Source organism: Tersicoccus solisilvae (assembly GCF_014643255.1).
GTDB lineage: Bacteria > Actinomycetota > Actinomycetes > Actinomycetales > Micrococcaceae > Tersicoccus > Tersicoccus solisilvae.
The window spans coordinates 49,953-63,970 of sequence record NZ_BMJI01000008.1 but is presented as its reverse complement, the minus strand read 5'-3'; the positions used below and the strand labels follow the sequence as shown (position 1 = coordinate 63,970).

Genomic DNA, 14,018 nt, shown 5'->3' with positions numbered 1-14,018 from the left:
GATCTGACGTGTCCCTGTTCTCTCCCGCGCGCAGCGCTGCCTCCGGCGTCGCCGACCCGGCGGACGCCCCGGACTTCTGGAGCGGCGCCGACGCCGGCATCACCCTGCGCGGCGTCGGTCGCCGCTTCGGTCCCCACGACGTCCTCGTCGACGTCGACCTCCACGTCGAGCCGGGCGAGGTGATCGCCGTGCTCGGGCCCAGCGGCTGCGGCAAGTCCACCCTGCTGCGCCTCGCCGCGGGCCTGGACGCCCCGACCACCGGCTCCGTCGCCATCGGCGACGTCGCCGTCCGGCCCTTCGACCCGCGCTGCGCCGTCGCGTTCCAGGAGCCGCGGCTGCTACCGTGGCGCACCCTGCGCGAGAACGTCGCCCTCGGCCTGCCCCGCACGCACCGCCGGCGCACGGCCGCCGAGGACGCCCGCATCGACGAGCTGCTCGCGCTGGTCGGCCTCTCCGAGTTCGCCGGTCACCGGCCCCGTGCCGTCTCCGGCGGCATGGCGCAGCGCGCGTCCCTGGCCCGGGCGCTGGCCCGCGACCCGCACGTGCTGTTGCTCGACGAGCCGTTCGGCGCGCTCGACGCCCTGACCCGGTTGAAGATGCAGGACCTGCTGCTCTCGGTGCACGCCGCCTCCCCGGCCACCATCCTGCTCGTCACGCACGACGTCGACGAGGCCCTCCAGCTCGCCGACCGGATCGTGCTGCTCGGCCCCGCCGACGGCGACACCGGATCCTCCGCCGCACCGGCGGGCGTCCGGTCCGTGCACGTGGTGCCCGGCGACCGGCCGCGCGACCGCGGCTCGGCCGACCTGGCCCGCATGCGGGCCGATCTGTTCACCGCCCTCGGCGTCGACACCCACTGACCGGTCCCGCACCGGACGCCGCCGTCCGCCGTAGCTCGTCCGTGCCGGCCGTCGTCCGCTCCACCCCGTTCTGCCCGTTCTGCGCTCACCGTCCACTGCCATCGACAGGATCACCATGACCCGCCGTGCCGTTCGTCCCGTTCGTCTCGTCCGCTCCGCCCTCACCGCCGTCGCCGTCGTCACCGCCGCGACCCTCACCCTCACCCTCACCGGCTGCGCGGGTGAGGGCTCCGGCACCTCGACCGCCGCGGCCGCGGGTGGCGCCGGGGGCAGCGCGAAGACCCTGACCATCGACTTCGCCACCTACAACCCGCTCTCCCTGGTGATCAAGCAGAAGGGCTGGCTCGAGGACGCGCTGAAGAAGCAGGGCGTGAGCGTGACCTGGGTGCAGTCGGCCGGCTCGAACAAGGCCAACGAGGCCCTGCGCTCGGGCGCCATCGACGTCGGCTCCACCGCCGGCTCGGCCGCCCTGCTGGCCCGCGCCAACGGCTCCCCGATCCGCACCGTCGACATCTACTCCCAGCCCGAGTGGTCCGCACTGGTGACGACGAGGGACTCCGGCATCACCTCGGTGGCCGACCTGAAGGGCAAGTCCGTGGCCGCGACGAAGGGCACCGACCCCTACTTCTTCCTGCTGCAGTCCCTCGCCGCGAACGGCCTGAAGGCCTCCGACGTCACCGTGCAGAACCTGCAGCACGCCGACGGCCGCACCGCGCTCGACAACGGCTCCGTCCAGGCGTGGGCCGGGCTCGACCCGATCATGGCCGCCGCCGAGAAGGACGGCGACAAACTCTTCTCCCGCAACGTCGCGTTCAACACCTACGGGTTCCTCAACGCCCGCGAGGACTTCCTCAAGAACCAGCCCGAGATCGCCCAGACCGTCGTGAACACGTACGAGGCGGCCAGGGCGTGGGCCAAGGCGCACCCGGCGGAGACCGCCGGCATCCTCGCCGAGACCGCCGGCATCGACCAGGCCGTCGCCACGAAGGTCATCGCCCGCACGAACCTCGGCGTGGACCCGGCCCCGGGCGCGAAGCAGCGCGCCGTGCTGGAGAAGGTCGGCACGATCATCGTCGACTCCGGGGACGTCAAGGACGCCGCCACCGTCGACTCCGCGCTGAACGCCCTGCTCGACGACGACCTCGTCGAGGCGGCCGACCCGTCGGCGGTGACCACCAAGTGAGCACCCCTGCCCCCGGCGCCCGGGTCGACGCCCCCACGGCGGTCCCGGCACCGCCACGCCACCTGTCGCCCGTGGTGCCGGGACGTCGCCGGGTCCTGCCGCGCGGCATCCGCTGGGCCGCCGGCCTCGTCGTCCCCCTGCTCCTGCTCGCCCTGTGGCAGGCGGTCACGGCGCTCGGCGTGTTCACACCCGTGCAGCTGCCCCCGCCCGGCGACGTCCTCGCCGCCGGGGCCGACCTGCTCCGGCGCGGCCAGCTCGGCACCCACATCGGGATCTCCACGCAGCGGGTGCTGCTCGGCTTCGTCCTCGGCGCCGCGGCCGGCCTGGCCGCCGGCGCGCTGATCGGGCTTTCCCGCGTCTCCTCGCTGCTGTTCGCCCCGACGATCGGCGCCTTCCGGGCGGTCCCCTCGCTGGCCTGGGTGCCGCTGCTGCTGCTGTGGATCGGCATCGGGGAGAACTCCAAGGTCCTGCTCATCGCCATCGGCGCGTTCTTCCCCGTCTACACGACGGTCGCGACGGCGCTGCGGCACGTCGACCCGCACCTGGTCGAGGCCGGCCGGGCCTTCGGCTACCGGGGCGTGCGGCTGCTGGGCGCGGTCCAGCTGCCGGCCATCCTGCCCGCCGTCGTCTCCGGTCTGCGGCTGGCGCTGGCCCAGGCCTGGCTGTTCCTCGTCGCGGCCGAGTTGCTCGCCTCCTCGATGGGCCTGGGCTTCCTGCTCATCGATTCGCAGAACAATGGACGGACGGACCGGCTGCTGCTCGCGATCGTGCTGCTCGCCGTCATCGGGAAGGTCACCGACGCGCTGCTGGGCCTGGCGCAGCGCGCCGCGGAACGGAGATGGGCATGACGCAGGGAGCGATCGAGATGGACGACGCGCAGGTGAACGCCCTGACCGTCGCGGACGAGCGGCGCGGGGACGTCGTCAATCCGGCGCACGCCGGCGACGACGCGCGGGTCGCATTCTGGGAGCGGCAGGCGCAGCGCCTCGACTGGGCGCAGCCCTGGCACACCGCGCACCGGTTCGAGCCGGCCGTGGCGCTTCCCGGGCAGGTCACCGATGACGGCGAGCCCGTGTTCGCACCGCCGGTGATCGAGTGGTTCGCCGGCGGGACGCTGAACGTGGCGTACAACTGCGTGGACCGGCACGTCGAGGCCGGCCGCGGCGGCCACGTGGCCCTGCACTTCGAGGGCGAACCCGGCGACCGGCACACCTACACGTACGCGGACCTGCAGCGGGAGGTCAGCCGCGCCGCCAACGCGCTGGAGACGCTCGGCGTCGTGGCGGGGGACCGGGTGGTCGTCTACCTGCCCGTCATCCCCGAGACCGTCATCATCACCCTCGCCTGCGCCCGGATCGGTGCCGTCCACTCCCTCGTGTTCGGCGGCTTCTCCGCCGAGGCGCTGCGCTTCCGGGTCGAGGACACCGGCGCGAAGGTCCTCGTCACCTCCGACGGGCAGTACCGCCGTGGCGCGGCCGTGCCGGTGAAGCAGAACGCGGACCAGGCCGTCAGCGGCACCAACAGCATCGAGCACGTCGTCGTCGTGCGCCGCACCGCCAAGCCCGGCGCCGCGAGCGCGCGCCCCGGCGTCGTCCCGGTCGGCGCCCGTGGCGCCAGGTCCACCGCCGAGAGCGCGGTGCCCTGGACCGAGGGCCGGGACGTGTGGTGGCACGAGCTGCTCGCCACCGTCCCGGACACGCACACCCCGGTCGCGTTCGACGCCGAGTCGCCCCTGTTCCTCATGTACACGTCCGGCACCACCGGCCGGCCCAAGGGGCTCGTGCACACGATGGGCGGCTACCTGGTGCAGACCGCGTACACGCACGCGCTGCTGTTCGACCTGCTGCCCGAGGCGGCCGGCGCAGCCGGGGAGAGGAAGGTCGACGAGCTCTCCACCGCCGTGGACCCGGCCCGCCGGGACGCCACCGTGCACTGGTGCACCGCGGACCTGGCGTGGGTCACCGCCCACACCTACGAGATCTACGGCCCGCTCGTCAACGGCGTCACCGAGGTGATCTACGAGGGCACGCCGAACACCCCGCACTTCGGCCGGCACCCGGAGATCATCGAACGCTACGGCGTCACCACCTACTACACGGCGCCGACCCTGGTCCGCTCCCTGATGGGCGCGTTCCCGGACGGCATCCCGGCCACCTACAACCTCGACTCGATCCGCCTGATCGGCACCGTCGGGGAGGCGACCAACCCCGAGGCGTGGCGCTGGTTCCGGCAGCATATCGGCGGCGGCGCGGCATCCGTGATCGACACGTGGTGGCAGTCCGAGACCGGGTCCACCATCCTCTCGCCCCGCCCGCACGACGCCGCGTTCGACCGCGAGGACGGCGAGCCGGGCGGCCCGAAGCCGGGCTGCGCGACGCGGGCTCTGCCCGGCGTGAACGCGTCCGTCGTCGACGAGGAGGGGAACCGGACCGCGCCCGGCGCGCAGGGCTTCGTCGTCGTCGACGCCATCGGCCCCTCGATCGCGCGCACCGTGTGGAAGGACCCGCAGCGCTACGCCGACTCCTACTGGCGCCAGTACGCCGAGCAGGGCTGGTTCTTCGCCGGCGACGGCGGCCGGTACGACGAGGACGGTGACATCTGGATCCTCGGCCGGGTGGACGACGTCATCAACATCTCCGGGCACCGGCTCTCGACGATCGAGATCGAGTCGGCGCTCGTGACCCACCCGGACGTGATCGAGGCCGGCTGCGCGCCGGTCGGCGACCCGCTCACGGGCCACGCCGTCGCCGCCTTCGTGGTGCTGCGCCCGGGATCCACGGTGTCCGCGGACGAGCTGCGCGCCCACGTCGGCGCGGTGATCGGCCCGATCGCCAAGCCGAAGGTGCTCGTCCCGGTGCCGGACCTGCCCAAGACCCGGTCCGGGAAGATCATGCGGCGCCTCCTCACCCAGCTGTGGGAGGGCACGACGCTCGGGGACACCACGAGCCTGCAGGACGAGTCGTCGGTCGACGGCATCGCGCGCGCGGTGGCGGCCCGGCGAGGGCCCGTCACATCAGGGCGCTGGTGAGGCGGCAGACGTTGTCGAGGAACTTCACGCCGAGGGGACGCTGGCGCCACTGATCGAGTTCGAGCACGGCGCTGTTCGCCCGGTAGCGGGCCACGACGCGGTCGAGGTCGGTGACGAAGGCGCCGCCGTGCACGAGGGTGGACACCTCGAGGTTGAGGGCGAACGAGCGCATGTCCATGTTGGAGGACCCGACGACGGCGACCTCCTGGTCGATCAGGATCGCCTTGGTGTGCAGGATGGTCGGCGAGCGGTACAGGTAGATGGTCACGCCGGCCTCCATCAGCTCCTCGTAGTAGGAGCGCTGCGCGTGGTAGACGAAGAACTGGTCGCTGATCTCGCTGACGTAGAGGTTGATCCGCACGCCGCGCTGGGCCGCGCTGGTGACGGCGGACAGGGACGACTCGTCCGGGACGAAGTAGGGGCTGACGATGTCCACCCGCTCCTGGGCGTGGTAGAGCACCGTGTTGATCATCCGCAGGTTGTTCTCGTTCTCGAAGCCGGGTCCGGACGGGACAACCTGGCACATCAGGCCGCCGGACGCCTCTGCCGGCAGCTCGTCCTGCGCCTCGTGCACGAGCAGCTCGTCCGTCTCGGAATACCAGTCGGTGACGAAGAGGGCGTTCAGCGCGTCCACGACGGGCCCCGTGGCGTGCACCCACAGGTCCTCCCACCGCAGGCCCCGGCGCCGGTTGCGCCGCTTGTTGTAGGACCGGTCGATGCAGTTCTGCGACCCCGTGAACGCGACGTCGCCGTCGATGACGACGATCTTGCGGTGGTTGCGCAGGTCCGGCCGCGTGTACTCCAGCTTCCACGGCCGGAAGGGCAGCATGCGGGCCCACTGCACCCCCGACGCGTCGAGCCGCCGCACCAGCTCCGGGTAGCCCGGGTACCCGGCCGAGCCGAGGTGGTCGAGCAGGAACCGGACGGTGACCCCGCGGGCGACGGCGTCGTCGAGGGCGTCCAGCAGCGGCGCCGTCGCCGGGTCCTCCGCGGCGATGTAGAACTCGACGTGCACGTAGCGCCGGGCCGCGCGGACCGCCTCCACCATCGCCGTGTAGGCGGTGTCGTAGCCGTCCAGCAGGGTCAGGTCGTTGCCGGCGGTCATGGGCAGCGCCCCCAGCCGGTCGTTCATCACCGCGGTCGAGCGCACCCAGATCGGCAACGGCCGGTCGTCGCCGATCACGGCGTCGGGCGGGGAGTTCTCCCGGATCAGCCGGTTCATCTCCACCTGCTTCTCCCGCCGGGCCCGGGGCAGCCTGTGGCTGCCCAGCAGCAGGAACAGGATCAACCCGACGAAGGGGATCAGGTAGATCGCCAGCAGCCAGCCCAGCGCCACGGAGGGGCGCCGCTTGTGCGGGACGATGCCCAGCACCACGAGCCGGATCACGAACTCGGTCGCGGCCACCGCGATCGCCCACCCCAGCGGCAGTGCACTGAGGTTGACGATGGACAGATCCACTGTCGCAGTGTATCGACGCGCTCCTCACCCTCGCGCCGCGGTTGACACCCCGATGTGAGACAGGTCACGCTGAGGCATCATCACCCGGGCCTTTCTCCTGCGGAGGTACACCGTGCGCCCTCGACGCTTCTCTCGCGCTGCCCTGGCCGCCGTGCTGACGGCGGCCCTGACGACGACACTGCTGGGGGCGGGTGGTCCCGCGCAGGCCCGGCCGCGCCCGCACCCCTCGCCGCCGTCGTCCGCCGCCGTCGCGGGCCACTCCCTGCGGGCGCCCGTGACCAACGAGAACTTCTACTTCGTGATGGCGGACCGGTTCGCCAACGGCTCGACCGCCAACGACACGGGCAACCTGGGCGCGGACCCGGACGTCTCCGGCTTCGACCCGACGAATCGCGGCTACTACAACGGCGGCGACCTGAAGGGCCTGACCTCCAAGGTCGACTACATCAAGGGGCTGGGCACGACGGCGATCTGGCTGACCCCCAGCTTCACCAACAAGGCGGTCCAGCAGGAGGACGGTCCGTCGGCGGGGTACCACGGGTACTGGATCACCGACTTCACGAAGATCGACCCGCACTTGGGCACCAATGACGAGCTGAAGACCCTCATCGCCGCCGCGCACCGGCGCGGCATGAAGGTGTACTTCGACATCATCACCAACCACACCGCCGACGTCATCGGCTACACCCAGGGCGACCGGACGAACTACATCACCAAGGCGCTGTTCCCCTACAAGGCCGCCGACGGCACCCCGTTCGACGACCGGGACTACGCCGGCACCTCCACCTTCCCGCCGCTGGATCCGGCGGTCTCCTTCCCGTACACCCCGGTGCTCGACCCGGCCGAGAAGACGCTCAAGGTCCCGGCCTGGCTCAACGACGTCACGAACTACCACAACCGCGGCAACACGACCTATCAGGGCGAGAACTCCACGTACGGCGACTTCGCCGGCCTGGACGACCTGTTCACCGAGAAGCCGCAGGTGGTCGACGGCATGATCGACATCTACGAGACCTGGATCAAGGACTTCGGCATCGACGGCTTCCGCATCGACACGATGAAGCACGTCAACGACGAGTTCTGGCAGAAGTTCGGGCCGCAGGTGCTGCAGTTCGCGCACGACGTGGGCAAGAGCCAGTTCTTCATGTTCGGGGAGGTGTACGACACCACGCGGGACTTCACCAGCCGGTACACGACGACGAACCGGATGCAGTCGGTGCTCGACTTCCCGTTCCAGGACGCGGCCCGCAACTTCGCGTCGAAGGGCACGTCCGCGGCCGACCTGCAGGCGTTCTTCGCGGGCGACGACTGGTACACGGACGCCGACTCGAACGTCTACCAGCTGCCCACGTTCCTCGGGAACCACGACATGGGCCGGATCGGGTCCTTCCTGCAGGCGGACAACCCGAACGCCGGTGACGGCGTCTGGCTGGCGAAGGACCGGCTGGCGCACGAGCTGATGTACTTCTCGCGCGGCAACCCGGTGATCTACTACGGCGACGAGCAGGGCTTCACCGGATCGGGCGGCGACCAGTTCGCCCGGCAGACCATGTTCGCCTCGAAGGTCTCCGACTACCTGGACGACGACCTGATCGGCACCACGGCCACCCACGCGACCGACAACTTCGTGACGTCCCGGCCGCTGTACCGCAGCATCGCGGAACTGTCGGCGCTGACGAAGCGGTACCCGGCGCTGCGCAACGGTGCCCACCAGAACCGGTACGCGGACTCGGGCCCGGGCATCTACGCCTTCTCCCGGATCGACCGGGCGACCCAGCGCGAGTACGTCGTCGTCCTCAACAACAGCACCACGGCCAGGACGGCGCCGATCACCACGTTCGTCCCGCGCGGCATGTTCACCCGCGTCTACGGGACCGGGGCGAAGCACGCGCTCAGCGACCGGGCCGGGACCGTGCGGCTGAGCGCGTCCGCCCTCTCGGCCACCGTGTACGCGTCCAACGGGCGGATCCGGCCCTCGCACGCCGCCCCGACGTCGCGGATCAGCGCCGTCGAGACGGCCGGCGCGGACCACACCCGGGTGAACGTGCGGTCGGACGTCGCCGGCTCATCCTTCTACGAGGTGACGTTCCAGGCGCGCACCCCCGGCGGGGCGTGGCAGAACATCGGCACGGACGACACCGCGCCCTACCAGGTGTTCCACGACACGAGCGCCCTGACGCCGGGCACCACCGTCGAGTACCGGTCCCTCGTCCTGGACAACGCCAGGCACGTGTCGGCCAGCGCCCCGGCGACCGGGACGGTGCCCACGCCGGTGACGCCGACGCCGCCGGGCCCGGTGCCGACCCCGGAGCCGACGAACGTCGCCGTCGCGGGATCGCTGAACTCCGAGATGGGCTGCGCGGGGGACTGGGATCCCACCTGCGACCAAGCGCAGATGACGAAGGACCCGGCCACCGGGCTGTGGAAGCTGACCGTCACCCTGCCCGCCGGGGACTACGAGTACAAGGCGGCGCTGAACAAGAAGTGGGACGAGAACTACGGGGAGGGCGGGGCTCCGAACGGCGGCAACATCGCCCTGCACGTGGCGGCGCCGCGGTCGGTGACGTTCACGTACGACCACGCCACCCACGTCGTCAGCGTCACCTGACGCGCGGCGCCGGGCCGGTCCGTCAGGCCGGCCCGGCGGGCGCCTCGGCAGCGGTGCCGGCAGCGGTGCCGGCCGCGGTGCCGGTCTCGAGCAGATCGACCCGGCGGGCCTGCGGCCACGGCAGGTCCGCACCGTGGTGGGTGAGCAGCACGCACGCGCCGGCGTCGGCCCACGCCTGCACCTGCCCCGCGAGGACGGCCCGGGCCGCCGTGTCGAGGCCGTTGAACGGCTCGTCCAGCAGCCGGACGACGGCGGGCGCGGACGAGGTGAGCACGAGGTTGGCCTTCTGCCGGTTCCCGGTCGACAGATCGCCGACCGGGTAGTCCCACCACGGGTGCAGGCCGTACCGCTCGGCGGCCTCGACCCACGGCGCCGTGGGCCGGCCGGCCAACCCGGCCAGCAGGTCCACGTGTTCGCGCACCGTCAGCTCGGGGAACAGGGGCGGCTCCGCGGGGGTCCAGGTGCGCTCACGGTGCAGCCGGGGGTCCTCGGCCGGGCGACCCAGCACGGTGGCCGAGCCGGCCAGGGGGGCGATCACCCCGGCGATCACGGAGAGCAGCAGGGACTTGCCGCGGCCGTTGGGGGCGGTCAGCGTCGTGATGCCGGGCCCGGTGGTGAACCCGACGTCGGTCAGGACGGGATGCTGGGTGTAGCCGGCCGTGAGCCGGTCCACGGTGATGACGGTGTCCATGTCAGAACTCTCCTCAGATACAGGACGGCGGCCAGGGCCACGACGCCGGTGACGAGCAGGACGGCGGTCGCTGGCACGACGCCGCGGGCCAGCGCGGGCGCGCAGCCCGCCATGGTCAGCAGGGGGCCGCCCAGGACGCCCAGCAGACCCGGCTGCACCGTGCCGTCAGGCTCCCGGACCGGGGCGGGGTCGGCGAGGCCGCACAGCTGGGCGGCGGCGACGCCGAGGACGGGGGCGGCGACGGCGACGACCGCCAGTTCGCCGGACGCGGCCAGCACGGCGGCCGCCAGGGTCGCCGGCGCGGTGACGGCCACGACGACGAGGGCGTAGCCGCCGTGGAAGATCCGGACGACGTCGCCCTGGGCGGCGCCGCTGCGGACCAGCCACTGCATCGTGGGCAGGTGCCGGCGGGCGCCGACGATCGCGGCGATGGTGATGGTGACCGTGACGACGAGCAGGACGATCAGGCTCACCACGACCTGGTGGTCGACCACGGAGGCGACGGCGCCGTTCAGCCCGATCGCGAGCCCCAGGCCGGCCCAACCCGCCACCATCAGGGCGCGGAACAGGCCGCGGATGGCGTCGGCGCCCCCGTTCGCGGACCGGTCCAGGCACTGGGCCAGCAGCATCGTGCGGGTGGGCCGCAGGGGCGTCCGGGCAGCCGCGGGCTGGTGCTCGACCACGAGCCGGTGCCGTCGTCGCCCGCCGCGGTCGCGGACGAGGAGCGCGACGGCGAGCAGGGCGCATGCCGCCAGGGCGGAGCCGAACAGGGGTGCGAGTGCCGCGCCGATGGCGCTGCTGAGCTGGTTCAGCGTCGCGACGAGCGCCTCCGGGGTGCGCAGCCACGGGCGCACGGCGACGCCCAGGGCGACGCCGGCGATCGCGGCGACGGCGAGGACGCCCGGATGCGGCGCCCAGCCCCGCCTCGCCGCGGCCGGCGGGGACGACCGGAGCACGGCCAGGGCGGTGATCTCGGCGGTGAGGATCAGGGCGAGGGCGAGGACCGCGACGGCCGGCCCCGCGAGGACGCCGAGGACGCCGGCCGCGGCCGCGACGACCGGCAGTCGTCCGGGGACCGCGGCGATGCCGACCCGGACGAGCGCCACGGCGCCGACGGGCACGCCGAGTTGCCGGAGCACGCGGCGGTCGGCCGGCAGCCAGACCTCCCGCCGCCGGCCCGGCAGCATCGCGCCGAGGACGCGCCCCACACTGAGGCCGAGCACGCCGGCCACGGCGATCCCGAGCAGGGCGCCGCCCCGGTCGAGGTCCGCCGGGAGCACGGCGTCGAGGACGGTGGTGCCGCGCAGCCAGGGCACCCCCAGCGAGGCCACCGCGACCGCGACGACCGCCCCGCACCCGGCCGCGACGGCGGCGGCGACGAGCAGCGTCGCCCCGCCGATCGGCAGGCTGTGGCGGCGTGCCCAGAGCCGGGCGTCGGCGGTGGCCACGAAGCGCACCGCCCGACACCACGACGCCGGGCCGCCGGGATCGATCACGACGAGGACGGGGTCCGGCGGGCGAAGGCGACGCAGAGCGAGCCGATGGCCGCGATGGCGAGCACGATGCCGACGGCACCGCCGTCGGGCAGGCGGGAGATGATCACGCCGGCCACGAGGGAGGCGATGCCCGCGGTCACGGCGAGCGGCCCCCACACCCGGCGGGTGGCCAGGGCGATGCCGCCGGCCACCACGGTGAGGGCGACGCCGACCAGCGCGATCCAGCGCAGGGCGGGCAGCGCCCCGTCCCCCGAGCCCGGTCCGCCGGCGGTCAGCTCCAGGGCGCCGTGGATCACGGCGGCGAGCACCTGCACGGTGAGCAGGGCCGTGGCGCCGACGCGCAGGGCGGGGTGGGCCGGAGCGGGTGCGGTGGTGGACATGGGGGAGACCTCCTGGTCGGGGATCGGTGGAGCGGTCAGGCGAACAGCCCGACCGCGAGGACGAGGGCGGCGGACGGGATCCGCCAGGCGGTGGTGCCGCGCCCGCCGCGGCGGGTGAGCAGCAGGTAGGCGGCGGCGAGGGCGAGGCCGACGCCGATCTTGGCGGGCAGCGGCGTTCCGGCGCCCGCGCTGATCAGGTTGCCCGCCATCGCGACGACGAGGGCGCCGCTGACGGCGAGCAGGGCCGGTCCGTGACCGACGACGCCGGGCCGGTGCGCCGTCGCGGCGCGCCGGAAACCGCGGTCGAGGTGGACCGCGATCAACTGGCTGATGCCGACGCCGAACCAGACGATCAGCACCGTGGTGACGGTGGCCGCGGTCAGGGCCACCGCGGGCAGGTCGCGGGCCGCGGCGGTGCCGCCGGTCGCGATCGTCCGTTCGAGCAGCGGCAGGGACACCGCCGCGTAGGCGAGCGTCGCGAGCCACGGAACCAGGGCGACGACGGCGCGCACCAAGCGCCCGCGGGCCGGAAGGCGGGAGGAATCGCGGCCCGCGGGAACGGCGTGCAGCGACGGCAGGGCGGATGCACTCATGAGTAGGTCACTCCCCAGAGGATCTCGAGCACGGATGCGAGGACCAGCAGGCCGACGCCGACGGCGAGGGGGACGAGCAGGCGGCCCGTCGTCGTCAGGTAGGTCCGCAGGATGGTGGCGAGCACGCCCCCGCGGGGCGGGCGACGGAGGACGGCGGCGATGCTGCGGACGGCCGGGTACATGCCGCCGCTCGCGATCACGAGGAATCCCAGCAGCTCGACCGAGGCGAACGGCAGGTACTCCCACCACCAGGACGAGCCGCGCAGGTCGAGGGCGATCCGGGCGAGCACCCCGAAGTACAGGCAGATCACCCCAAGCAGCACGCCCGAGAACAGGCCGAACGTGACGATCCCGGCCAGCAGGCCCAGCGCCGCGCTGCCGTTGCGGAGGGCGATCTCCGTCAGGGCGTCCATCGGCCCGGCGTACCCGGTGCGCCCGGGCTCACCGGCCAGCGACGACAGGTCCGCGCCGGCGAGGTACCCGGCGGTGCACAGGGCGAGGCAGACGGCTCCGACGACGGCGATGAACCCGGTGAACGGGGCGCGCAGCGCTCCGCTCACCGGGTTCGTTCCGATCGAGAGCGCCATCTCAGGCAATGGCCGCCTTGCGGCCGGCGGTCTTCAGCGCCCACTTGACGGCGAAGAGGCCGATGCCGGCGAAGCCGCCGGAGAGCAGGATCGCGGCGATGGTGGCCGCGGTCGAGCCGGCGATGATCGCGTCGACGACCTTGGCGGCCAGGACGGCGTTGCCGCCGAGCGCCGCGGCCAGGACGCCGATGGCGGCCGTGCCGACGACGAGGCCGAGGACGGCGAGACCGGTGACGACGGCCGCGGCCTTCCGGTTCTGCGGCGTGGTCTTCCGGGATGCGGTGGTGCTGGTCATGGTTCCTCCTGCGTTGCCTGGTGCGGGTGAGACGACCGGTGCGCCGTGCTCGGTTTCGAGCCTAGGAACGGACCGGCGTCGACCGGCAGCCACGAAAGTGGTGCATCCGATGCGCCAGAAGGAGGAATCTCGTGCTCGGCCCGGGGGCGTGCGGGTCAGAGGTGGGGAGCCAGGCCGCGGACGTAGGCGGCCTGGCCGAGGTGCTGGTGGCAGTCGCCGATGACGCTGGCCAGGCGGACCCCGCGGGTGACGGGCGGGTCCCACCGCTCGTCGACCACCTCGTCGAGCGACTCCGCGGTGACGCTCTCGAGGTCGACGAGCGTCTGCCGGTGCACGTCGGCGTGGTAGCCGAGCAGCTGATCGGCGCTGGTCACCCGGACCTGGGCCACCTGCGCCGAGGAGTGCCCGTAGCCGGTGTCGCCCTCCGGCAGCCCGAGGGCGAACTCGGCGCTCCAGCGCTGCGGCCACACCTGCCGGTGACCGAACGCGTCGGCCAGGTGGTCGTCCTGCACCCGGGTCAGGTGCCAGACGAGCCAGGCGACGGAATTGGCGTCGTCGAACGGCCGGAGGTTCAGCTGTTCGGCGCTCAGTCCGTCGACGGTGCGCTCGACCGACTCGGCGATCGCGTCGAAGATCGTGCGGTAGACATCGCGTGCATCCATCCGTCGATCCTTCGGCACGGCCCGCTGGCTGGTCAAGCCGACTGGTCGATAGATGTCGGTTGTGCTCGAGTTCGGCGCCACAGACGGTCAGCTGGTGACCAGTCGACGGCAGGCTGTGGACGACGACGGCAGCGTGGTCGAGGTTCGGCGCACCATGAGGCATGCTTCCCATTCCT

General features: G+C 72.9%; 13 protein-coding genes. 5 read left to right on the top strand and 8 right to left on the bottom strand.

The window, feature by feature from the left end; all coding sequences use genetic code 11:
• The first annotated feature begins 8 nt into the window (after positions 1-8).
• The 4 genes from IEX22_RS08470 to IEX22_RS08455 all read left to right on the top strand — a co-directional run bounded on the left by IEX22_RS08470 (position 9) and on the right by IEX22_RS08455 (position 5,071).
• Positions 9-860 (top strand): ABC transporter ATP-binding protein, encoded by an 852-nt coding sequence (locus IEX22_RS08470; protein WP_188667902.1) that lies wholly within the window; start codon positions 9-11, stop codon positions 858-860.
• Between the two features lie 115 nt (positions 861-975).
• Complete coding sequence (locus tag IEX22_RS08465; RefSeq protein ID WP_188667901.1) at positions 976-2,043, top strand: aliphatic sulfonate ABC transporter substrate-binding protein; 1,068 nt, start codon at positions 976-978, stop codon at positions 2,041-2,043.
• On the top strand, positions 2,040-2,891 hold the full coding sequence (locus IEX22_RS08460) for an ABC transporter permease (protein WP_188667900.1): 852 nt from the start codon (positions 2,040-2,042) through the stop codon (positions 2,889-2,891). Before IEX22_RS08465 ends, IEX22_RS08460 begins: the two co-directional genes overlap by 4 nt.
• A 17-nt stretch (positions 2,892-2,908) precedes the next feature.
• Positions 2,909-5,071, top strand: coding sequence for an AMP-binding protein (locus IEX22_RS08455; protein ID WP_188667952.1), 2,163 nt, complete (start codon positions 2,909-2,911; stop codon positions 5,069-5,071).
• Here IEX22_RS08455 and cls read toward each other — a convergent pair.
• Positions 5,052-6,524, bottom strand: coding sequence for a cardiolipin synthase (gene cls, locus IEX22_RS08450; protein ID WP_229659887.1), 1,473 nt, complete (start codon positions 6,522-6,524; stop codon positions 5,052-5,054). The genes IEX22_RS08455 and cls overlap by 20 nt on opposite strands.
• Before the next feature lie 118 nt (positions 6,525-6,642).
• On the opposite strand from cls, the gene IEX22_RS08445 reads away from it, so the two are divergent.
• Positions 6,643-9,138 (top strand): alpha-amylase family glycosyl hydrolase, encoded by a 2,496-nt coding sequence (locus tag IEX22_RS08445; RefSeq protein ID WP_229659878.1) that lies wholly within the window; start codon positions 6,643-6,645, stop codon positions 9,136-9,138.
• A 22-nt stretch (positions 9,139-9,160) separates the two neighbouring features.
• Here IEX22_RS08445 and IEX22_RS08440 read toward each other — a convergent pair whose 3' ends face one another.
• From IEX22_RS08440 to IEX22_RS08410, 7 genes are all read right to left on the bottom strand, one after another.
• Positions 9,161-9,829, bottom strand: coding sequence for an ABC transporter ATP-binding protein (locus IEX22_RS08440; RefSeq protein WP_188667899.1), 669 nt, complete (start codon positions 9,827-9,829; stop codon positions 9,161-9,163).
• Positions 9,769-11,277, bottom strand: a complete 1,509-nt coding sequence (locus IEX22_RS08435; RefSeq protein WP_188667898.1) for a hypothetical protein — start codon at positions 11,275-11,277, stop codon at positions 9,769-9,771. Before IEX22_RS08435 ends, IEX22_RS08440 begins: the two co-directional genes overlap by 61 nt.
• Positions 11,278-11,321: 44 nt before the next feature.
• The gene (locus IEX22_RS08430) at positions 11,322-11,705 is read right to left on the bottom strand and encodes a hypothetical protein (protein ID WP_188667897.1); all 384 of its coding nucleotides are present in this window, start codon (positions 11,703-11,705) and stop codon (positions 11,322-11,324) included.
• Positions 11,706-11,740: 35 nt separating this feature from the next.
• A complete protein-coding gene (locus IEX22_RS08425) occupies positions 11,741-12,298 on the bottom strand; it encodes a hypothetical protein (protein ID WP_188667896.1) in 558 nt (185 codons plus the stop codon).
• Positions 12,295-12,858 carry a hypothetical protein gene (locus IEX22_RS08420; protein ID WP_188667895.1) on the bottom strand — a complete coding sequence of 188 codons (564 nt, stop codon included), beginning with the start codon at positions 12,856-12,858 and terminating at the stop codon, positions 12,295-12,297. Before IEX22_RS08420 ends, IEX22_RS08425 begins: the two co-directional genes overlap by 4 nt.
• Before the next feature lie 28 nt (positions 12,859-12,886).
• On the bottom strand, positions 12,887-13,180 hold the full coding sequence (locus IEX22_RS08415; RefSeq protein ID WP_188667894.1) for a hypothetical protein: 294 nt from the start codon (positions 13,178-13,180) through the stop codon (positions 12,887-12,889).
• Between the two features lie 155 nt (positions 13,181-13,335).
• Positions 13,336-13,842: a mycothiol transferase gene (locus tag IEX22_RS08410; protein ID WP_188667893.1), complete on the bottom strand. Its 507-nt coding sequence runs from the start codon at positions 13,840-13,842 to the stop codon at positions 13,336-13,338.
• Positions 13,843-14,018 lie beyond the last annotated feature (176 nt).

What these genes read in the sequence shown, in the direction of transcription:
- IEX22_RS08425 (WP_188667896.1), bottom strand. Translation starts at nt 12,298, where the DNA reads ATGAGTGCATCCGCCCTGCCGTCGCTGCACGCCGTTCCCGCGGGCCGC.
- IEX22_RS08465 (WP_188667901.1), top strand. Translation starts at nt 976, where the DNA reads ATGACCCGCCGTGCCGTTCGTCCCGTTCGTCTCGTCCGCTCCGCCCTC.
- IEX22_RS08430 (WP_188667897.1), bottom strand. Translation starts at nt 11,705, where the DNA reads ATGTCCACCACCGCACCCGCTCCGGCCCACCCCGCCCTGCGCGTCGGC.
- IEX22_RS08455 (WP_188667952.1), top strand. Translation starts at nt 2,909, where the DNA reads ATGGACGACGCGCAGGTGAACGCCCTGACCGTCGCGGACGAGCGGCGC.
- IEX22_RS08410 (WP_188667893.1), bottom strand. Translation starts at nt 13,842, where the DNA reads ATGGATGCACGCGATGTCTACCGCACGATCTTCGACGCGATCGCCGAG.
- IEX22_RS08415 (WP_188667894.1), bottom strand. Translation starts at nt 13,180, where the DNA reads ATGACCAGCACCACCGCATCCCGGAAGACCACGCCGCAGAACCGGAAG.
- IEX22_RS08440 (WP_188667899.1), bottom strand. Translation starts at nt 9,829, where the DNA reads ATGGACACCGTCATCACCGTGGACCGGCTCACGGCCGGCTACACCCAG.